The following is a 21917-nucleotide window of genomic DNA, read 5'->3' on the forward strand; positions in this document are numbered from 1 at the left end:
GGTTTTTAGAGTTAAAAAATGATAAAATTTTAAGACTGATGTTATTCATAACGAAGGAGATGCAAAATGTGGTATGGAGATATTGAAAAAATAAAGAAAGTTAGGGTTGGAAGCAGGAAACAGGAGGCTGGAAGTTAATGTTGACAGGATAATTTCTAAGAGTTATAGTCTTTATAACCTATTGAGTTAGCCTATTTTTTAATGATTATATTACTTTTTATATTGATGGGTTCAACCAGAAATTCATCCATCTGATATAAAAAATGCTTATCTTAAAACATTATTTTTTAAGATCATTCTTATGGACAGAAAATTAAAATTATTCCTGATTAAATCTTTTGCTGTATTAGCTGTCATCCACCTGGCTTACTTTATTTACGGATATGTAAAATTTGAGGGCCTTAAGGGAATTTATATTTATACAGAATTTTACAGGTTCAAATTTTATGATGACGTTTCCATTTCTCACGTTTTCATATCTGGTCTTTTTCTGTTTTTCTTTGTTATTTTTCTCCTTAGGAATCATTCCCAAAAGAAATATGATCTATCAAAAAAATTGGGAATAGGTATTGTGCTTTTATTGATATCCTTTTTGTCCCTGACTTTTTTCATCAGTTACAGTTTCGGATTAAATGCAAAACTTCGAACTGAATTGCCTGAAAAGGACCTTAATAAAGATAAAACGCTGCTGAATGTCTTACAGCCTTTTCTATATAATTATACTTCCTACAGTTCAGAGAAACTGTTTAACGCCGAAAATATTTTATATCCCAAACCTTATCCTGTGATAGAACAGAGAGATACCCTGTATTATTATCCGGACAATAAGGATTATTATTCAATAGAATCAACTTATTACAGTATTGATACATTAACTGTGCTAAGTACCGATCACAAAAAAATAAGCGATAAAGCAAGATCAGTACTCGACATTCTTGGACTTGATACCAGTGAGATGGAAAAAAGGATTATTTCTAAAAAGAATATAGGGGATAGTACTCAAATTATATTTAAAGGAACAGTAGTACATCCCGATTACGATGATAAAATGTGTATTTTTCTTAAAAATAATATTTTGTTCTCTCCATTGCATAACATTCCTGAACAGAAACAAAAGTATCAAAATGCGACAAAAAGATACAATTTGCTTTACAAATATAGCCAGGATTCACTGCTTGCCTCATTTCAGAAACTGGATGTCCTTTTAAAAAAATATAATATAGAAACGAAGATCGTTCCGAAAGATCTGACTAAAGATGTTTTTTATTACAGAGATCATCAGCAGGAACCTCTTAATGCAATACGAAATACTTACGAAAGAGGCCAGTTAAAAGAAAAATTTGCAATCCTTGATCGTCTGTTTTACAAACCGAACTATCTACACCCTTCTATTGTGGGATTTTTCATTATTGCAGTCTTTGGTGTCTGGTTTATGTTGTTTTTATTGTACCTGATCTGGAATTTCAGAAACAGAAAACTTTCTTCGGATAGTGTTAAGGAAGATGAACAAATGTAATTTTCCCCTTTTCGTTTCCTTAAAAGGCTGAATTTAATGAAAATTTGAGTTCTGAGTAATGTTCAGATAATCTTTCAATACCTTCATCTGATCTTTATTTCCTCTTTTTATCCTTGAATCTCTGCTCACAAGACGATCATAAATTCTGTTGAAAAGTATTTTTGATTTTGGAAACAACATTCTGTTGGAAACTTCAGGGATTTGTAGTCTTTTGCAGACTTCATCATCCAGCAGAAACCAGGTGCAGCAGACGTGAAGGTATCTCAGATTTTTTCTTTGGAATTCAAATTTTAAAATTGGATTTTCCAACGATTCATCTAATAGAGAATGAGCCAAGAGAACAGAATCTTTATCTGACGGTGGCTGCACGGAAGTCCATAAATGAAAATATTCTGTAGCCTGTTTTTTATCATCAGGAAGAAGCTGCTCCGGGATTCCAAGAAGATATCCTACATATTTCCACAGGTGAAAAATGCCCTGCTCTTCTTCAATGGAAAATGTATTTCCTAATTTTTGAAGACTGTGAAGAAAAACTAAACTGAAACCAATATAGGTTGCCATCATATCCCAGGAATTGATGGGTTCACCCCAGTTTTCAGTATCCCATGCTTTATAATATTTTTTGATAGAAAGTCTGGCATAGGAATGGATCAAGCGGGTTTTGATAGCAAATTCATAGCCTTTGGCGTGAATTTCCAATGCATGATAACGGGTAACGTTCACCCAGAAATCTAAGGTTTCAGAAAGACGTTTTACCGCTCCTTTTTTTAATGCTTCTGTAACAATAAGCGGTTTGTTGAGGTAAGCGTAATCATAGCCTCCTATCAGGCAATAGTCTCTTAAAGAAATCAATGAATCGAGGTTGCTGCGCATGCAGAGCTCAGCACCGCTTTTTAGTAAGTTATAATCCAGCCAATCTGGAATACTTTGGGTTTGAGCGAACAATTTTTTTACACTTTCGGGCACAGGATCATGTTCAGAAACTCCATTTCGGATATACCCTTCAATTTCTTTGGATGCTTCGTGGAACTTTTTAGTAAAATAAACCTCTTTTACCACATCATCTCCGGTTTCATCTACATGATAAAAGAAAGGAGCGTATTTTTCAAAATTTTTAAAGCTTACTTCAGCACCGGAAAACTCAATAAGCTGTTTTCCATTACCTTTTTCCCAAAAATTTCTAAAATGTGGAGCATCTTTAAACCGCGGTTGTATCATTGTTCATTCCTTAGGTATATAAAAGTACAAGTTTTACACCGAAATGGTATCGTGAGATTTATCAGGCTGGGGAGTAGATTCTATAAATATCCCCATTCAAAGGCCATTTTAATGAGCTCAGAACAGTTTTTGCAATTTGCTTTCCTTAAAATATTTTTTCGGTGGGTTCTTACAGTTTCTTCGGAAATATTCAATCGTTCAGAGATTTTTCCGGCAGAATAGCCTTGTGCGATATAGGTAATAATTTCAACCTCTCTTTTGGTAAAGTTGACAAGGAGAGGTTCGGTTATTTTATCATTTTTTTGCCATTGCATTTGATGAAAATCTTCACTGCCGTTGATGCCGGAGATTAAAACGGTGTAAGAATTCTGATGGGTGATGTGCTCAATATTGGTATGGATATTAATAGCCTGCAAAATTCTGCCACTTTCATCCCTATAAGCATGTAAAGACTGATGATGGAAAAGTTCGTAATTTCCTTTGAAGGTCTTCATCCGAAAGCAATAGCTGAATTTCAGTTCTGAAAGTCGGTCAGAAGCATTTATTTCTATCATTTTCGCCATGCACATTCTTTCAGCTTCCATGACAAACTCCAGATCATCAGGGTGGATGAGATCTATGATTTCCTTAAGATGTATGGGATATTTACTCAATCCATGTATTTTCAGAATGTCTTCATGGTGGTTGTAGATCGTGCTGTCTGCAAAGTTGATGATGTAATGATAAAATCTTCCGGGAGCAAAGACTTCTCCGATAAGACGTTCAATGGAAGGGATCGTCATCATTGTGCTTTCGTTATGAAAGAGCTCCGGATAATTGTTCCAGACCCTTGTCAGAAGATGTGGCTTTTTAGCCTGGGGTATAAATTTTTTATCCATGGTTGATGTTTTCATAAAATTAATAAAATTTTGATAAAAAAAATCCCCCTTTTGTGGTATTTCATGTAGCCTCAAAGTATTGTAGCTTTATGTGAAACTAATGACCATGGAAGCTCAATTTCTAAAGCCTCTTGTTTTACGGTTGAAGCTTTCTCTTTATCTTCTTTATTTCCAATCAAAAAACTTTAACCTGAAAAACAATTAATCATGAAAATAATTTCGTTTACTATACTGACAGCTTGTATGTTAAGTTGTGGTTGTTTTATGAATAATAGAGCCAGAGGAAGTGCTGGAATTGTGAGGATTCCACAATATGTAGAAAATAATTCTATAAATGCAGGAATAGGAAAATCTAAAAAGAATGATAAAACTACTATCAAAAAAGATAACGGAACTTTCCTTTGGTCTTATTATGATGCTACCAAAAGAGGTTCAGTGATGTATATAAAAGATGGTAAAATAAGAGTGCTTGCAGAGAATTCTCCTGATGCTGCGATACAGTCTATAACTGCGATTACGGCAAAAGCAAATATAAAAGGACAGGTAGATGCCGAGTTTGCTTTAAATACACAACGAACTATTGCACAGTTAGGAAAAAGAACATCTGCTGTGAACATGTTAAGGGATGCTTTATATCGGTTGAATGAATTGTACTATGCCTCGATAGATCAAAAAGATGATATTAATAGCTTATTTATTAATAAGAAAATAGATGCGGCTCAATTTGAAGCACTTAATAGTACTCTAAGAGTAGAAAAAACATTAAGTGACTCGCAATTGCAAACACTTTTTACAACAATTATTGATAATACAAAGTTGATTTCAATAGCAGAGGCTGAGGCAGAGAGCACGATTAGTAAAGCAGAAAGTGATGCTAATATTGAGAAGGCAAAAACCGAAGCCAAAAAATATGAGGCAATTCTGAGTGTTATTCAAAAAATGGATGAAAAATTAAGTAAAGAAAAAGCTGAAGAATACTTAAAAGAGCTTTTTAAAAAAAGATAAGTGAATAGTACATTTTTTTAAAATTAGAATTAAAAAATATGATGTATCAAAAAAAGCCTTCCCATCGGGAAGGCTTTATATTACTTATTGCTGATTACTCATTACTTATTATAAAGAAGCAGCGTGTACAAGCATATCTACTAACTTGTTAGAGTAACCCATTTCGTTGTCATACCAAGAAACAAGTTTCACGAAGTTAGGAGAAAGCATGATACCAGCATCTTTGTCGAAGATAGAAGTTCTCTTATCTCCTACGAAGTCCTGAGATACTACTGCATCTTCAGTATATCCTAGGATACCTTTCAATTCACCTTCAGAAGCTTCTTTAATTGCAGCACAGATCTCATCGTAAGAAGTCGCTTTTTCTAATCTTACTGTAAGGTCAACTACAGAAACGTCAACAGTTGGTACTCTGAAAGACATACCTGTTAATTTTCCGTTTAATGAAGGAATTACTTTTCCTACTGCTTTAGCAGCACCTGTAGAAGAAGGGATAATGTTGTTTAGAGCCGCTCTACCACCTCTCCAGTCTTTCATTGAAGGACCGTCAACAGTTTTTTGAGTAGCAGTTGTAGCATGTACAGTGGTCATTAAACCTTCTACGATTCCAAATTTATCGTGGATTACTTTAGCTAAAGGAGCTAAACAGTTGGTAGTACAAGAAGCGTTTGATAAAATTTTGATATCATCAGTAAGTTCCTTGTGGTTTACTCCCATTACGAACATTGGAGTATCATCTTTAGAAGGAGCAGAAAGGATTACTTTCTTAGCACCAGCGTTGATGTGAGCCTGAGCAGAATCTTTAGACAAGAAAAGACCTGTAGATTCTACGATATAATCAGCACCAATTTCGTCCCACTTAAGGTTGTTAGGATCTTTCTCAGCAGTTACTCTGATTTTTTTTCCGTTTACTACAAGATCATTTCCTTCTACAGAAACTTCACCTGGGAAAATACCGTGTACAGAGTCATATTTTAACATGTAAGCCATGTATTCTGCATTGATTAGGTCATTGATTCCTACAACTTCAATGTTGTCTCTTTCAGTCATTGCTCTGAAAACAAGACGTCCAATTCTACCAAAACCGTTGATACCTACTTTAATTGTTGACATAATAGTTTGTTTTTATTAGATTTATAAAAATAATTAGATTGCTAAGATTTCTGAAATCAACATTAAATCTTTATTGATTTCGTTATGTTTTTTAATAGCTTCCTCGATAGGTGTATACACCACATCGTTGGAACGCATTCCAGCCATTACATTCGTTTGACCATCCATTAATCCTACTACTGCACCATATCCAAGTCTGCTGGCAAGCACTCTGTCTGCACAACTAGGAGATCCTCCTCTTTGCATATGCCCCAACACCGCTACACGAATGTCATAATCAGGGAATATTTGCTTTGTCTTTTCTGCTAGTTCATAAACGTTGGCTAGTTTTTCTCCTTCTGCTACTACAACAATGCTGGATGCCTTTCCTGTTTTTCCAGCTTTTCTGAATTTCTCAAAAAGATCATCCGTGCTGTCTTTCTTCTCAGGAATTAAAATATCCAAAGCACCTGTTGCTAATCCACTGTTTAAAGCGATAAATCCTGCGTCACGACCCATCACTTCTACAAAGAAAACTCTATTGTGAGAAGTGGCCGTATCACGGATTTTGTCAATCGCGTCCATGGCGGTATTCAACGCAGTATCATATCCGATGGTATTATCTGTTCCGAAGATATCATTATCGATTGTTCCCGGAATACCAATTACTCTGATCCCAAATTCTTCACTGAAGATCTTGGCACCCGTAAAAGTTCCGTCCCCACCAATACACACCAAACCATCGATACCTAGCTTTACGCAGTTATCATAAGCCGTCTGACGGCCTTCTTTGGTTCTGAATTCAGCGGATCTGGCAGACTTTAGAATCGTTCCACCCTGGTTGATTATATTTTTTACGGAACGGGCTCCCATTTTTAGGAAATCATTGCAGATAAGGCCATTGTAGCCTTCCCTTACTCCATAGCATTCAATATTATAGTAATTGGCGGTTCTTACTACCGCTCTTAATGCTGCATTCATACCTGGAGAGTCTCCTCCTGAAGTAAGAACTGCAATCTTTTTTACAGCACTCTCTTTCATCTAGTAAAAAATTTCGAACACAAATTTACAAAAACAAGTTCAGATTATCGTAGTAACTTTCCATTAGTTTTGAATATATAGAATTAAAAACTTCTGAAATTTGTTGGTTTGAAAATATATCGCGCTGTTTTGGTCTCAGGAGCATTCACATCAAGATCATACCACGGCGAAATATTTTTCTGAAAAGGATTGGATAACAGGTGTATAGATTGAGCAGGAGTGAATCCTTCTCCCAGTAAAAATAATTTTTTCCCTTCTTTATTTTTACAAACTCCGGCAATAAAAACTACATGGCCCGGACTTCCAGGGGTGATCAGAATGTCTCCGGTTTTTAAATCTGAGCTTTTGGTCACCGGTTGAGTTTCCTTATTAAGAGAAATTGTTCCTGCGTAATTAAAGATGAGGTCCAGATAATTCCGGAAACCCTGATAAGAATCATCAAAACCAGCCGTTTTTCTAAAGCTTACGGAATTCCCATTCACAAAAGCTCTTGTTCCATTTTTATAATCATTCCAGCTAAGGAGATGTCCACTGGTAAAATGAAATTTAATATCATCCGTCTTTTTTATTTTGTATAAATATTCAGCTCTCAGACGAATCACTGCATCTGCACATTGCTGAAGATCTTTATTTCCCGTATCAATATCAAAAACGGCTTCATGAAGATGTTGTGTGGAAATAGGCGAGTTGTCATATCTCAAAATCTGGCTTCCATAAGGTTTCAGTTTAAAATTTTCAATGAAATAGCCGAAGGAATCCGGATTTTCCTCTATCCATTTGTAATCTTTCGGGGAAGAAAATCTTTCCTTGATCGTATTTTTATCTTTATTGATTTTTAAAGCATTCTCTGCGATGAGATGTTCATTCTTATCCGGTTCCTCTAAAAGTCTGTCACCTGATTTTTCTTGGCCACAGCTTATGGCCAGTAAGATAATGATAAGACTCAATGTGATTTTTTTCATGGTGTTTTTCTTGATTAGGCTACAAATATGAGAATTTTTGTGAAATATTGAAACTGTGAGTTGGCCTACCTTTGGTTTTGTTGGAAAACGCTAAGAAACAAATAGATTTACAAGTGTTTTTTAGCCACGAATGCACGAATTTATTTTTATTAATATTTATAAGATAACTCTAAAATCTATGTGTCTATGTGGTAAAAAAAGAACTACATAGGCGGCATATAGACGATAAGTGTAAATTAAATTATTTGCGCATTCGTGGCGATTTTTTTGCAGTATACAATTTTATCAAAGATAAAATCCGTGGACCTTAAAACACTGCTTATTCAGAATACTTTTGCGTCTTTGAGTGTTCCAATAGATAATCATCTGCATTTTCCTCTTCAGGAATCAAAAGTTTTCCCCAATCATTCAACTGCCAAAGAATCGTTACCAATTTTTTACCAAGCTCAGTCAGGGTGTATTCAACTCTAGGGGGAAGCTCATTAAAAGACTGTTTCGTCAAAATACCATCATCAACCATTTCTGTAAGCTGTTGATTAAGAACTCTGCGATCTACTTTTGCGATTCCACGCAAAAATTCACTTGGACGTTTTTTTCCTTCATTAATTTGCCAAACAATCGGAATTTTCCATTTTCCACTGATGGTATTGACGGCAACTTCCAACGGACAAATTTTATTTTCTTCAGCTCTTCCCTTTATTTCCATAAAATTGACTTTTTTATCCCTATGGGTGAAAAATATGCGTTATTGCTTATTTACAGAGGCTTTTAGACCTTTGTAAAAATAATAAAAATTAAAAAGAATGAGTACACTGGCAAAACAGATCGAACAGTTGAATCAGCAATTATCTTCGCAGCTTCCGCAGGAGGTATTGGAAGCATTTGGAAAATCTATTCAGCATTTAAAAACAAGGAAGATTGAAGAAAATAGTATTCAGATAGGAGATCAGATGCCAGAATTTCTATTGTCCAATGCTTTGGGGAAAATAATAAGTTCCAAAGAATTTCTTAACAAGGGGAAAATAATTTTGGCTTTTTACAGAGGGAGCTGGTGTCCTTATTGTAACCTGGAATTAAAATTTTTACAGGACAATCTTTCCAGAATAAAAGAAAAAGGAGCTGCTTTAATTGCTATTTCTCCACAAAATCCAGATCATTCTCTAAGTATGGTTCAGAAAAATGACCTTGAGTTTGAAGTATTAACAGATACTGATAATCATTTTGCTGAACAATTAGGTATAACTTTTAAATTGCAGGATTTTGTACTTCCTTATTATCATAAACTTGGAATTAATCTTTCTGATTTCAATAAAAATAATGGTAATGTTTTACCGGTTCCTGCTGTTTTGGTTGTGGATGAAAATAGAGTTGTCACATATAAATTTTTAGATGTAAATTACATGAATAGAGTAGATGTGGAAGAGTTAATAAAAGTATTATGACAGAAAAAAGAAAAGGAGCCCGTTCTATAAAGGATATTCCTGCTGATATTTTAATACAATTGAACAGAGGTGAAATTGAAACAGCTAATCTTACAGAATGGCTGGCCGTTGATCAAAGACTGTTGCTGGAAAATCTATTAATACAGAATAATCGGTCAGAATATTTCCAGCCTATCCTGAAAAATGTAGACCAATTGAAAAAACAAACGGTCAACACCATCAATGAAGCAATTGGATTAGAAATTCTTGATCTTGCACTTAAAAATAAAGATGAAGAATTTCTGACGAAGTTATCTACCCATCAGTCTGATCTGGTTCGTTGTTGGGCAGCTTATACCATTGGAAGAAATAATGGTCTTAATACAGAAGAAAAAATTAAAAAGATTCAGTCTTTTGCTGCAGACTCTCATTTTGGGGTAAGAGAAATTTGTTGGATGACCGTACGTCCGGATATTTCGAAAAATCTTAAAGAATGTATAGCTATTTTATCAGAATGGACGAAGCACGACAATGAAAATATCAGACGTTTTGCGAGTGAATCAACAAGACCGAGAGGAGTATGGTGTGAGCATATTGAAGCATTAAAACAAAATCCAGGACTAGGACTGGATATTTTAGAGCCATTAAGATCAGACTCATCAAGATATGTACAGGATAGTGTCGGCAATTGGCTGAATGATGCCAGTAAATCCCAGCCGGAATTTGTAGTGGAAATCTGTGATGAATGGCTACGGGAAAGTAATACAAAGGAAACTCAATATATTGTCAAGAAAGCCTTGCGTACCATTCGTAAGTAAAAGTTATCCACAATGTCAGAATATGAATTAAGAATTCTATCAATATTTCCCAGATCAAAATATCAGTTTAAAAGAAAAAATTATCTGTGTAAATCTGTGCAATCTGTGGTTGAAAAAGTTATCCACAATATGACATTGTATAATAAATAGTGTTATATCTCGCACAAATTTAATAGGTTATGAAATGCACTTGTGGAAAAGGTTTTTCAAAAATAATTCTAATTTACAGTAAGAAAAAGTTATCCACAATATCAGAATATGAATTAAGAATTCTATCAATATTTCCCAGATCAAAATATCAGTTTAAAAGGAAAATCATCTGTGTAAACGTGTGAAATCTGTGGTTGAAAAAGTTATCCACAATGTCAGAATATGAATTAAGAACTCTATCAATATTTCCCAGATCAAAATATCAGTTTAAAAGAAAAAATTATCTGTGTAAATCTGTGCAATCTGTGGTTGAAAAAGTTATCCACAATATGAGATTGTATAATGAATACTGTTATATCTAACACAAATTTAATAGGTTATGAAATACACTTGTGGAAAAGGTTTTTCGAAAATAAGTCTAATTTACAGTAAGAAAAAGTTATCCACAATATCAGAATATGAATTAAGAATTCTATCAATATTTCCCAGATCAAAATATCAGTTTAAAAGAAAAAATTATCTGTGTAAATCTGTGCAATCTGTGGTTGAAAAAGTTATCCACAATATGAGATTGTATAATAAATAGTGTTATATCTCGCACAAATTTAATAGGTTATGAAATGCACTTGTGGAAAAGGTTTTTCAAAAATAATTCTAATTTACAGTAAGAAAAAGTTATCCACAATATCAGAATATGAATTAAGAATTCTATCAATATTTCCCAGATCAAAATATCAGTTTAAAAGAAAAAATCATCTGTGTAAATCTGTACAATCTGTGGTTGAAAAAGTTATCCACAATATGATTTTTTGATTTGGTTTTCAAAGGCTTGTGGATGAATAATCAGTGAAATTTGATAAAAAAGCATTGCTCAATTAAATTCACCACTTTTCAGTCAAATACTTCCAATACCTTTTGGGGACATGCTGTACATGCAGTTTAATATTTTTTCTTTCAACAATATTGGTTTTGGTAAAATACCGTTGCCAAAGCGTTTGATAATTCTTTTCCTCATTATGAAACTTCTCCTGATAATTTTTAATCTCCAGTTTTTCATCGGGATAAAAGAAATCAGAGGTTTCCAGGTTATAAAGAATTCCATAATTTCTTCGTAAATCATAAATCATCCATTTCTGATCCTGGTAGCGGTCACTAAAGTGCTTTCTTATTAAAGGGAGTACATTAAAGTCAGGATCTATTTTTGAAAAGAATAGATCATCCTGCATTTTCTCGAAACGGACAAAAGCAGTCATTCGGTGACTTTCCCTGTCTACGGATTTACAAATTTTGGAGATTGTCATGATGTCAGCATCGGCATAATTTTCCAGAATGTTTTTTTCAGGATACTTTATAGATTGTCTTACTGCTGATAATATTACTTTCTCGGATTCAGTATTTTCAGATAAATAAACTTTCAGAAGCTGATGAATACCCTTTTTTCCAATACTTTGTTCCAGTTTATTTAAAACTCTTTCCGATTTTTCGGATTGTGTAACGGTTTCATGGATTTCAGCAAAAATATTTTCCTGATAGAATTTTTCTCTACAGACAATTTCCACATCCTGATAACGATATTCAAATACTTCAAATATCGCAGTGAAAAGACCATCAAAACTTCCATCATAGAGCAGGGTTGTTGTCATTGGGAGATAGAATTTTTGTTTTCATATTAAAATAAGCTCAGTTGCTGCGAAAATTGATTGTGGAATTTGGAAGAACTTCCCCCAACCAATAGTTTTCTAAAATTTTTATCTGTCAAATATTTCAGATAGGCATTCCCGGCATTGAAATCAATAAAATATTTGGCTCTGTTGACCGCTGCTCCCAATTGTTTCAAATGATCCAGTGTTAACATCTGAAAACGTCTCGCACTTACAATTTTCTGAGCAGATTTAACTCCAATTCCCGGAATTCTTAAAATCATTTGGTAATCGGCAGTCTGGATGTTTACTGGAAATTGATGTAAATTTCGGAGTGCCCAACTCAGTTTTGGATCCATTTCCAAATCAAGGAAAGGAACATTTGGGTCTAAAATTTCCTCTGCTTTAAAACCATAAAATCTCATAAGCCAGTCAGACTGATAAAGTCTGTTTTCCCGAAGCATGGGTACTTCGGTAGTTAAAGAAGGAAGCCTGTTATCTTCTAAAACCGGAACATATCCCGAATAATAGACTCTTTTGAGGTTAAAGTTTTTATAAAAATGATCTGCAACTTTGATAATTTGTAGATCATTTTCATTGGTAGCTCCTACAATCATTTGAGTAGATTGTCCTGCCGGAGCAAATTTGGGAACTTTCTTTAAAATCTTTTTTTCATCCTGATATTGAATAATCCCTTTCTGAATATATCTCATAGGATTAATCATATCCTCCCGGTTCTTTTCAGGGGCTAATAGTTTTAGGCCGCTTACAGTTGGGATTTCCAGATTTATGGAAAGCCTGTCTGCATATAATGCTGCTTCCTGCATGAGCTCATCACTGGCTCCTGGAATGGATTTCAAATGAATATATCCATTAAAATTTTCTTCCAGACGCAGTTTTTTGGCAACCCTTACAAGCCGTTCCATTGTTGTGTCTGCATTTTTGAAAATTCCGGAACTCAAAAACAGACCTTCAATATAATTTCTACGGTAAAAATTAATCGTCAGGTCAACCACCTCTTCTACCGTAAATGCAGCTCTTTTTATATCATTTGAGCTTCTGGATACACAATAAGCACAATCATAAATGCAATGATTAGTCAATAAAATCTTGAGTAAAGAAACACATCTGCCATCTTCGGTATAAGTATGACAAATTCCGCTTATGGAACTATCTCCCAAAGCCCCTTTTTTATTCTTTCTCGTTCCTCCGCTTGATGAGCACGAAACATCATACTTCGCAGCATCAGCCAGGATTTCAAGTTTTTCTTTAAGGCGGTCAAAATTCATATAGTAAAGGGGTTGATATTATTTGTATCTGAATTATGTTTTAATTGTGTTCAAATTTAGTTCCAAAATTGATAAATGTCAACCTTTTTTCATAGAAGTTATCAACAAAAAAGAGTCTCAAAATCATTATATTTACGCCTCATTAAAGTTTATATCATGAATCATAAACCGATCGAAGGTTTTTCTAAGCTTCCAAAGCATGGGAAAATCGACTGGCTTGTAAACGAATATCTTGAAGGTAATCAGGAATATCAAAATATATTAAAACAATATTGGAATGAGGATGCAGATCTTCAGAAACTTCACGAAGAGTTTTCTGAAAATACAATTTCCAATTTCTATATGCCTTACGGAATTGCGCCTAACTTTTTAATTGACGGAAAATTATTGGCACTCCCAATGGCCGTTGAAGAAAGCTCAGTAGTTGCAGCCGCTTCCAAAGCTGCAAAATTCTGGATTGATAAAGGAGGTTTCAAAACAACCATCATCAACACAGAAAAATTAGGGCATACTCATTTTATCTTCAATGTAGAACCTCATAAATTATTACATTTCTTTAATTTCAGTTTAAAGAAAAAATTACTTGAGTCTACAGAAGACATTACAGCTAATATGAGAAGACGCGGAGGTGGAATTCTAAATATCAGTCTTGTGGATAAAACGTCAGAAATGCCGAATTACTACCAATTGAAAGCAAGTTTTGATACTGTAGATTCAATGGGAGCTAATTTTATTAATTCATGTCTTGAACAGTTTGGAAAAACATTGAGGCAGGAAGTTGCCACAAGCGAGGATTTTACTCAGGATGAAAAGAATTCATTACAGATCGTAATGAATATCCTTTCTAACTTTACCCCTGATTGTATTGTAAGAGCTGAGGTTTCCTGTAAAATGGAAGACTTAAAAGATGACAGCGGAATTTCTCCTGAAGAATTTGCTTCTAAATTTAAACAGGCAGTAACGATTGCTGAAATTGAACCTTACCGTGCCACCACTCACAATAAAGGAGTGATGAATGGAGTAGATGCTGTAGTAATTGCTACCGGAAATGACTTCAGAGCAACGGAAGCCTGTGCTCATGCATACGCTGCAAGAGATGGACAATACAGATCTTTGACACATTGTACAACCGATAACGGAGTTTTCAGATTTTGGATAGATCTTCCAATTTCTGTGGGAGTAGTAGGTGGTTTAACAAACCTACATCCATTGGTAAAGTTCTCTCTAGCATTACTTGGAAAACCATCTGCTCAGGAATTGATGAGTATTTTGGCTGTTTCAGGATTGGCTCAAAACTTCGGGGCATTGCGTTCATTGGTAACTACAGGAATTCAGAAAGGACACATGAAAATGCACTTACTAAACATTCTGAACCAACTGGGAGCTACTGAAGAAGAAAAACAGCATTTTGTGACTTACTTTAAGGATAAAACAGTGAGTCACCATGAGGTAATCAATGAGTTTAACAGAATGAGAGGAAACTAATGTTACAGATCATACTGCCTATCGTATTTCTCTGCTTTGGATTCTTTTTAAAGAAAACAACATCACCTGGTTTTCAAAGTTCCAAGAGATTTGCCAATATGTTTATCATACTGGGGATTTCTACTTTGGTGGCCAAGTTTATTTTAATGTATTTAAAGTCGAAATAGTGAAAAGAAGTGTTTTATTTTTCATGTTGGTTTCCGGTTTAAGTTTTTCACAGAAAAATTTAAAGATATCGGATTTACAACCCAAGACTGAAGACTCTACTTTTCCAGTGGTTTCCTATGCTGAAAATCCTTTAGTTGAAAATAAAATAAATACATTTCTACAGGTCAATGAATTGGAATATGTTCCGAACTCAGGTCCTAATCCTTTTAAATTGGTTTCTTCCGGAACGACTTCTTATGCTAACTATGTTTATTTCTATAGTTGGGAAAAGTTGGAAACTCCTAAAAACATTCTGACTATCGGAATGGAGGGTGAAGCTTCAGGAGCTTATCCGGAAGGGTTCTCAGACTGGAAAAATTTTGATTTGAGAACCGGAAATTTCATTAATGCTCAGGATTTATTTCAACCTAATTCAATTAAAACTGTAGAGCGTTTGATTGAACAAAAAGTTAAGAAAAGAATTAATAATTATCTGGCTGAATTAAAGTCTGAGAAAAACCCGTCGGCAGAAACAGAAGACCAGATCGGAATATATGAAGGTTGTTCTACAGGAGAATCACTGGATGATATCAGATATTTTTTTGGAAAAGATAAACTGACATTTGTGGCTGGAAGATGTTCCAATCATGCGATGAGAGCATTGGATGATCTTGGGAGTCATGAACTTAAATTTACCTATAAGGAGCTTGATAAATACTGGAGTCCTTATGCAAGAAATTTATTGAAAGGCTCTGGTACAATAGAGAAAACGAGTTTCAGAAATAAACTGTATAAAGGAAAAATAGATGGAAAATATCCCATTACAGTTCTTGTATCAAGGTTTTATCCTAATAATGATAGCTCTGGAATAAGTTCTTTTCATGCAGAATATTGGTATGATAAAAGCAAAAAACTCATCCAATGGGATGGACAGTTGAAAGGAAATCATATCTCTATCACTGAAAATGACCGGTATGATGATGTTACAAGCCAATGGATTCCGAGAGCTTTTGTAGAGGCAGAAATGAAAGGGAATACAATTACAGGAACCTGGCAGGATTATAAAACAAAAAAATATTTAACCCTAGAATTAGAAGAGTTATAAAATGAAAACAATTACTTTAGTTTTTGGAGCGGTTTACGGAATGGTGTCTGTAATCCTGGGTGCATTTGGAGCACACGCTTTAAAGAAAATATTAGCTGTGGAAAGACTGGAAAGTTTTGAAACAGGAGTAAGATATCAGATGTATGCAGCCTTTTTCCTGCTGATTATCGGGTATATCTTGAAATTTGAAACTTCTGCTGAAAGATGGACCTCAATTTTAATGATTGCAGGTACCCTTTTATTCTCAGTGAGTATCTATTTTCTGAGCATGCAGGATTATCTGGGAATGAATCTTAAATTTTTAGGACCTATCACTCCGCTTGGAGGCTTGATGATGATCTTAAGCTGGGGAATGTTGATTCTTTATTTTGTTAAAAACAAAATCTAAGAATGAAAATCAATAGAAGAAGACGGCTTATAAGAACGTTCAATCTTTTGGATCAGCCCATCAGGTTTAATCCGTTTGTGTTCAGCCGTACTTTTTTCATGTGGGCTTTTACAGGACTTGTAGGAGGCATTATTGCCGGTGGATATTGGATTGTACTGGAACATTTTACTGAATTTTTAGCCCATTTTCAAGGCTGGCAGGTAATTCCTACGATGGCAATTTGTGGCCTGCTGGCAGGATTGGTGATCCATTTTATTGGTGATCCGGGAGAAATCCATCTGATTGTGAATAATATCAGGTTTAATAAAGGAAAACTGGAACCAAAAAATAATCCATCCATGATTTTGTCCTCACTTTTTTGTGTGGCATCAGGAGGAAGTTTAGGCCCGGAAGCACCTTTGGTACAGGTTACCGGATCTACAGGAACCTGGCTAGGGAAAATTTTTAGATTAAAAGGTGAAGAGTTACGCTCACTAAGTATTGCAGGGATGGCTTCAGGTTTTACGGCTCTTTTTGGTGCTCCGCTTGGAGGAAGTCTTTTTTCACTGGAAATTCTGCATCATAAACATGCGGTTGAATATTATAAAGCCATTATTCCTGCTTTGGTAGCAAGTTGTTTCAGTTATCTGATGTTTGCTTTGATTATCCATTTGGGAATTGGAGCAACCTGGGATTTGAAAGCCTATCATTACACCGGAGTATATGATTTTTTATATGCTACCTTATTTGGAATTGTGGGAACTCTTTTTGGATGGATTTTCATCTTTGTAGTGAAGTTTTTCAAAAAGCTTTTTGAATACAAAAAATTTCCGATCTATATCAAAACATTAGTAGGAGGGATTCTTTTAGGGATTATTGCTTACAATTTTCCGATTACAAGATATTTTGGACACAACGAGATCAATCAGTTGATCGGAGGGAATTTCGGATTGAACTTCCTGATTCTGGTTTTGGTCTTTAAAATATTAGCTATTGCCATTACAGTAACTTCAGGATGGAGAGGTGGTTTTATTATCCCGCTGTTCTTTGTGGGAACTACATTAGGATTAATTATTCATAATTTATTTCCGAGTGTAGATACTACCTTAGCCATTGTAAGCTGCATGGCTGCGATCAATGCCTGTGTGACAAGAACTCCGATGAGTACTACCATTATTTTGGGAACACTAACGGGGTTTACTTATTTTGTTCCGATTTTGTTCGCAAGTCTTACAGGATATTTCCTGGCTCCTAGGATTCCGTTTATTGGTTCCCAGTCGGAAAAGTTAGTAGAAGAATAATATCTTATATAAATAAATGCTGATCTATTTTTAAGATCAGAAGGTATCAAAAAAGTTCAGGTAGTTCCTGAGCTTTTTTTGATTTTTATAAAGAGAAACTTTCTTTCATCCACTTAAGCTTAGTGAAGCTTTTCAGAAACTTTGCCTGTAGAGAAATATATTTTTCCTGAGCATCAATCATCTTATTTTCCCTCGAATTAATGAGGAAAAGAGAGCTTTCACCATTCGTGTACCTTATTTCTTCAGCAGTAAGTAATTTCTGATAATTCACAAGATTGTTTTTAGAAAGATTAATTTGTGCATGATAATTGACAAGCTCGTTTTTATAGGTTTCAATCTTGGTATGGAGTTCTCTCTTTTTAACCTGGGTATCAAGCTGGTTTTGCTGTATTTTGATTTTAGCAATCTGATAATTCGCTCTGGCTTCTCTTTGGAATACCGGAATTTCAAGCTTTAAACCATATTGAAAATTGTTGTCAAAAAGAGGAAGATAATCTGCCTGATAATTTTCTTTGTTGAAGAAATTATAGGTAAAATCGAGTTTAGGAAGAAAACTTTGCCACTTCAGTTTACGTTCGCTTTCTAAAATTTGGTGTTTCTGATCATAATAAAGAACAGACCAATGAGTATCAATTTCCTTTGTGCTAAGCTCCTGAAGGAGAAATTCAAAATCCGAATAAGCAGGATGATCCGAAAGATGATTGGAAGGATATATAATATTGGAGATTTCATAAATCTCTTGCTTATCTTTCCATAAAAATAACTGCAGCTTCTGTGTGTTTCTGACAAAGTTTAGATAGGCTTCTTTCTGCTGAAGTTCAAAACTTTGCAGTTGTGAGCTGGCTTCAACTGTATCTATCGCTGCTCTTTCTCCATATTCGAAGGTTTTTTGGGTGAGGTTTAAACGTTTTTTATTGATTTCTACCGCTTTAGCCTGTAGTTGATAAATCTCAAAACTTTGTACCCATTCCCAATACGTATTTTCAGCTTCAAGAAGAAGTTCGTTGGTCAGAATAGTCTGTTCTGCTTCAGTCATTTTTACGGCAAATTTTGCCTGATCCAAGATGGCTCTACGTTTATCATACAAAAGGTTTTTGGCTAAAGGTACAGTAACTCCCATGCTGTACAAACCACCTTTAGTGTCACTGGAATTTAGTTTTTCACCATTCAGATTTTGATATCCTGCGGTAAGATCAATTCCGTACCAGGTAGGAATGCCCAGTTCCAGGTTTTTCTGTCTGTAATATTGAGTTCCATCAATATTTTTTTCTCCGATTTTTCCACCCAAAACAGGATCGAAAGCTCCTCTGGCTTTAGTAATTTCAGATTGGGCAATTTTATTCTGCAGCTGATATTTCAATGCAAGTGGATGATAATTTTTGACCACTGATATAAATTCCTGAGCCGAAATAGTGAGAGAATCCTGAGCCAGACCATCTTGGAAAAAAGATAGAATCAGGATAAAAAGAATTTTACTTTGCTTTTTCATATTTTCCGGATTGGTCATTTTTCACTTCATAATAGTCTGGAGGGAAACCATTGATATTTCTCCAGAGTTCATACCAGATCGGAACATCATTCAGAATGGCAATTCCCTGTACTCCGGCTCCCATCTTAATTTTTGGCGGCCATCTTTTTTCATCTTTATCCTCAATGACCAGAGCTTTAAAAAGTCCGTTAGCACTGATATTGCTTTCTACGGCAACTATTTCTCCGGCAAATGTTCCGTAGCTGGAATTGGGCCATCCCGAAAATACAATGGCAGGAAAACCATCGAAAATACACATGATACGCTGTTTTTCCTTGATAAGAGGAAGGTCTACCGGTTTTACATAAATTTCCACTGCATAATCTACCGTAGTAGGAACAATGGTTCCTATGTTTTCTCCGTCTTTTAAAACCTCCCCAATACCTGCTTTGTTGAGTTGTATGACCTGCCCGTTTTGGGAAGCGATGATGAAATATAAACCCTGTCTTGCTTTATAATTGGCAACCTGATTTTCAAGTTTTGCAATATCTCCATCACTGCCTTCAATTTGTCCCATATTTTGAAACCGTTCTCCCTCTATTTTACTTAGTTTTTCTGTATAATCCTGGATTACTGAATTCTGCTCAATACCGGTATTGATAATTTCCTGGCGGGTTTGAGCAACTTTATTCTCCGAAGCTGTTTTTTTAGCAATGGCATTTTGATAAGAAATACTTCTTTGTTGAAATTGAGTCAGAGAAACCAGACCTTCTTCATACATTTTTTTCTGTCGGGTAAACTGATCCTCAGAAAGTCTTACTTCATTGGTAGAAGCAGCCAGTTCTGCCTCTTCCCCTGAAAGCTTGTTATTAAGCTGACTGATCTTTCCCTTTAATTGATTAAGCTTTAAGTCTCTTGCCGAATGTAAAGCCTGAAGCTGGCTTTTAACCGTTCCTACTTTCGCTTCATAAAAATCCCGGACTCCTTTTTTGGCATTCACCTGTTCCTGAGTTCTCTGTACCAAAAGCGGATCCAAATAATCTTCTTTGATTTCCGAAAGCTGCATCAGGGTATCTCCCTTTTTTACATAATCCCCGTTTTTTACATACCATTTGATGATTTTTCCCGGAATAGGAGAATGGAGTTGCTGGGGCCGCTGTTCCTGGTAAAGAGAAGTCACATTTCCTTTCACTTTAATGTTCTGTGTCCAGGGAAGAAATAAAGTGATAATACCTCCAATAAAAATGAAGAGAAACCATCTTTTTACCCTTGATTTCTTATGAATATGATATATTTTGTCAAATGACTGTAGTTCCATTTTACTGATTTTTATGAGATGTTCTTAAAGTTCCCCCTTCCAGATGAATATGCTGATCTGCATGCTGCAAAAGTTCTGCATCCTGTGAAACAATGATGATCGTTGTTTTTTCTTTGATCTTCAAAAGGTACTGTATCATTCTATCCTGATATTCTTCACGGATTCCTGCAAAAGGGTTTTCCAGAATGATAAGTCTCTTTTCACCCAAAAGTGCCCGCAGAAGTAGAATTTTCTTTTTTGAGCTGAAGGTGATTTCAGGATCTGTTTCACTGACTTCGGTGAAAAATCCACTGCTGAACATACTGGAAATATTTTCTATTCCGATATTTTCAGAAAGCTCCAGAATGTCTTCCGTATGGCTTTCACTATTCCCCAATATGATATTTTCTTTCACTGTTCCCTGAATGATCTTCATATTTTCAAGATAAAGACCTATGTCGTTTCTCAGCAGTTGTTTCTCAATGTTTTTTAATGGAATTCTGTCAAATAAAATGGTTCCTGAGCTAGGGTCAAAAAAACCTGTGATCATATTGAGGAGAAGTGTTTTTCCGGCTCCTAACTTTCCTGTTAAAACATTAATGGTATTTTCCCGAATTTTAAAATTCACATCCGAAAGGATGGGACTATGCTCGTTGAATGAAAAACTTACATTTTTAAATTCAATCTCTGCCCCTTTTTCTTTCTGTGATAATATGATTTCACCGTTTTGTTCCTCTTTAAGCTCTGTAATTTTAGAAAGTTTGGCAAAAGAAGCGATAAGATCATAATAACTTTCAAGGCTTACAATCAGTTTTTCTACAGCAGACATAATACTCAGAACAACAATTTCTGTAGCAATAAAAGCCCCAATATTCAGTTTTTGATTAATCAGAAGATAAGTTCCAATAGCAAGCATCGCTAAAGTAATAATCACTTTAAAAGCAATAATCGTTTTGTACTGAAAAACAAGAACTTTAAAATGGGATGTCCTATGTTTAAGATATTCTACAACGCGTTCATCGGTTCCTTTTAGATGAGCATCATTTTCAGAATGCATCTTAAAGGTTTTTACCGATCCGGCAATATCTTCGATCCATGCCGCCGTATCATATTTTTTGTTACTTTCTTCAATACTGGATTTAATCCCGCTTTCCATCGTATATCTGAAAATAATAATTACAGAAATAACCACCAGCCCTCCAAATGCCAGAAACCAGGGATGATAAAAAGAAAGTAAAAGAATTCCAAAAACAATCTGAATCAACGCGGTGGGAATCTCCAGCAAAATCTTTGAAATTCCTTTTTGTAAATTTTGGATATCAAAAAAACGGTTAACAAGCTCCGGGAGATAATACTTTCTGGTATAAGAAAGATCGACCTTTGGAATCTTATCAGCGATGGCAATGGAAAACTCTACATATATTTTCTGCTGGATTTTTTCAATGATTTGTATCACCTTTAACCTGAAATATCCGGCAAGCCATGTTCCGATGACTACAAAGAAGATGAGGAGGTAAATGGAAGTCGTCATGGTAGCTCCCATTACAAAACTTACTATAGACTGTATTCCCAACGGAACACTCAATAAAACAAGACCGTTGAGGACAGCATAAAAATAAATATTAGTGACATCTTTTTTCTCTTTTGTAATGTACCGGATCAGTCTTTTGCCCTGTTCATTTGCGGTTATTTCCATTTTTCTTTTTTGCTGAGGTTA

Annotated in this window: 19 protein-coding genes; 8 read left to right on the forward strand and 11 right to left on the reverse strand. The window is 35.0% G+C overall.

Annotated elements, in window-relative coordinates:
- Positions 1-301 precede the first annotated feature (301 nt).
- The gene (locus NBX25_RS12875) at positions 302-1516 is read left to right on the forward strand and encodes a hypothetical protein (RefSeq protein WP_250253899.1); all 1215 of its coding nucleotides are present in this window, start codon (positions 302-304) and stop codon (positions 1514-1516) included.
- A gap of 33 nt (positions 1517-1549) precedes the next feature.
- Here NBX25_RS12875 and NBX25_RS12880 read toward each other — a convergent pair whose 3' ends face one another.
- The gene (locus NBX25_RS12880) at positions 1550-2734 is read right to left on the reverse strand and encodes an oxygenase MpaB family protein (protein WP_250253900.1); all 1185 of its coding nucleotides are present in this window, start codon (positions 2732-2734) and stop codon (positions 1550-1552) included.
- An 80-nt stretch (positions 2735-2814) separates the two neighbouring features.
- Positions 2815-3627, reverse strand: a complete 813-nt coding sequence (locus NBX25_RS12885; RefSeq protein WP_228412744.1) for a response regulator transcription factor — start codon at positions 3625-3627, stop codon at positions 2815-2817.
- A 192-nt stretch (positions 3628-3819) separates the two neighbouring features.
- Between NBX25_RS12885 and NBX25_RS12890 the strand changes: the two genes are divergently transcribed.
- The gene (locus NBX25_RS12890) at positions 3820-4617 is read left to right on the forward strand and encodes a hypothetical protein (RefSeq protein ID WP_250253901.1); all 798 of its coding nucleotides are present in this window, start codon (positions 3820-3822) and stop codon (positions 4615-4617) included.
- 108 nt (positions 4618-4725) lie between these two features.
- Here NBX25_RS12890 and gap read toward each other — a convergent pair whose 3' ends face one another.
- From gap to NBX25_RS12910, 4 genes are all read right to left on the reverse strand, one after another.
- The gene (gene gap, locus NBX25_RS12895; RefSeq protein WP_065399227.1) at positions 4726-5730 is read right to left on the reverse strand and encodes a type I glyceraldehyde-3-phosphate dehydrogenase; all 1005 of its coding nucleotides are present in this window, start codon (positions 5728-5730) and stop codon (positions 4726-4728) included.
- A 33-nt stretch (positions 5731-5763) separates the two neighbouring features.
- Positions 5764-6750, reverse strand: coding sequence for a 6-phosphofructokinase (gene pfkA, locus NBX25_RS12900; protein ID WP_123910087.1), 987 nt, complete (start codon positions 6748-6750; stop codon positions 5764-5766).
- Positions 6751-6833: 83 nt separating this feature from the next.
- Positions 6834-7712 carry a DUF4846 domain-containing protein gene (locus tag NBX25_RS12905; RefSeq protein WP_250253903.1) on the reverse strand — a complete coding sequence of 293 codons (879 nt, stop codon included), beginning with the start codon at positions 7710-7712 and terminating at the stop codon, positions 6834-6836.
- Positions 7713-8031: 319 nt separating this feature from the next.
- Positions 8032-8418 carry a winged helix-turn-helix transcriptional regulator gene (locus NBX25_RS12910; RefSeq protein WP_123910089.1) on the reverse strand — a complete coding sequence of 129 codons (387 nt, stop codon included), beginning with the start codon at positions 8416-8418 and terminating at the stop codon, positions 8032-8034.
- A 97-nt stretch (positions 8419-8515) separates the two neighbouring features.
- Here NBX25_RS12910 and NBX25_RS12915 point away from each other — a divergent pair, with 97 nt between their 5' ends.
- Both NBX25_RS12915 and NBX25_RS12920 read left to right on the forward strand, forming a co-directional pair.
- The gene (locus NBX25_RS12915; RefSeq protein WP_250253904.1) at positions 8516-9154 is read left to right on the forward strand and encodes a peroxiredoxin-like family protein; all 639 of its coding nucleotides are present in this window, start codon (positions 8516-8518) and stop codon (positions 9152-9154) included.
- A complete protein-coding gene (locus NBX25_RS12920) occupies positions 9151-9951 on the forward strand; it encodes a DNA alkylation repair protein (protein WP_250253905.1) in 801 nt (266 codons plus the stop codon). Before NBX25_RS12915 ends, NBX25_RS12920 begins: the two co-directional genes overlap by 4 nt.
- A 1031-nt stretch (positions 9952-10982) precedes the next feature.
- Here NBX25_RS12920 and NBX25_RS12925 read toward each other — a convergent pair.
- Both NBX25_RS12925 and NBX25_RS12930 read right to left on the reverse strand, forming a co-directional pair.
- Positions 10983-11744, reverse strand: coding sequence for a TIGR03915 family putative DNA repair protein (locus tag NBX25_RS12925; RefSeq protein ID WP_250253909.1), 762 nt, complete (start codon positions 11742-11744; stop codon positions 10983-10985).
- A 26-nt stretch (positions 11745-11770) separates the two neighbouring features.
- Positions 11771-13030 carry a putative DNA modification/repair radical SAM protein gene (locus NBX25_RS12930; RefSeq protein WP_250253910.1) on the reverse strand — a complete coding sequence of 420 codons (1260 nt, stop codon included), beginning with the start codon at positions 13028-13030 and terminating at the stop codon, positions 11771-11773.
- Positions 13031-13186: 156 nt separating this feature from the next.
- Here NBX25_RS12930 and NBX25_RS12935 point away from each other — a divergent pair, with 156 nt between their 5' ends.
- From NBX25_RS12935 to NBX25_RS12950, 4 genes are all read left to right on the forward strand, one after another.
- Entirely contained in the window at positions 13187-14515 is a 1329-nt protein-coding gene (locus NBX25_RS12935; protein ID WP_123910093.1) for a hydroxymethylglutaryl-CoA reductase, degradative, read from the forward strand.
- 166 nt (positions 14516-14681) lie between these two features.
- Positions 14682-15767: a hypothetical protein gene (locus NBX25_RS12940; RefSeq protein WP_250253911.1), complete on the forward strand. Its 1086-nt coding sequence runs from the start codon at positions 14682-14684 to the stop codon at positions 15765-15767.
- Between the two features lies 1 nt (position 15768).
- Positions 15769-16155 (forward strand): DUF423 domain-containing protein, encoded by a 387-nt coding sequence (locus NBX25_RS12945; protein ID WP_123857609.1) that lies wholly within the window; start codon positions 15769-15771, stop codon positions 16153-16155.
- 2 nt (positions 16156-16157) lie between these two features.
- Entirely contained in the window at positions 16158-17435 is a 1278-nt protein-coding gene (locus tag NBX25_RS12950; RefSeq protein WP_250253912.1) for a chloride channel protein, read from the forward strand.
- An 85-nt stretch (positions 17436-17520) separates the two neighbouring features.
- Here NBX25_RS12950 and NBX25_RS12955 read toward each other — a convergent pair whose 3' ends face one another.
- The 3 genes from NBX25_RS12955 to NBX25_RS12965 are packed head-to-tail and all read right to left on the reverse strand — an operon-like array spanning position 17521 to position 21896.
- Complete coding sequence (locus NBX25_RS12955) at positions 17521-18924, reverse strand: TolC family protein (RefSeq protein ID WP_250253913.1); 1404 nt, start codon at positions 18922-18924, stop codon at positions 17521-17523.
- A complete protein-coding gene (locus NBX25_RS12960; protein WP_250253914.1) occupies positions 18908-20221 on the reverse strand; it encodes an HlyD family secretion protein in 1314 nt (437 codons plus the stop codon). Before NBX25_RS12960 ends, NBX25_RS12955 begins: the two co-directional genes overlap by 17 nt.
- 1 nt (position 20222) lies before the next feature.
- Positions 20223-21896: a peptidase domain-containing ABC transporter gene (locus NBX25_RS12965; protein WP_123910098.1), complete on the reverse strand. Its 1674-nt coding sequence runs from the start codon at positions 21894-21896 to the stop codon at positions 20223-20225.
- Positions 21897-21917 lie beyond the last annotated feature (21 nt).

It is taken from the genome of Chryseobacterium sp. Marseille-Q3244 (assembly GCF_940807095.1).
Classification (GTDB): Bacteria; Bacteroidota; Bacteroidia; order Flavobacteriales; family Weeksellaceae; genus Chryseobacterium.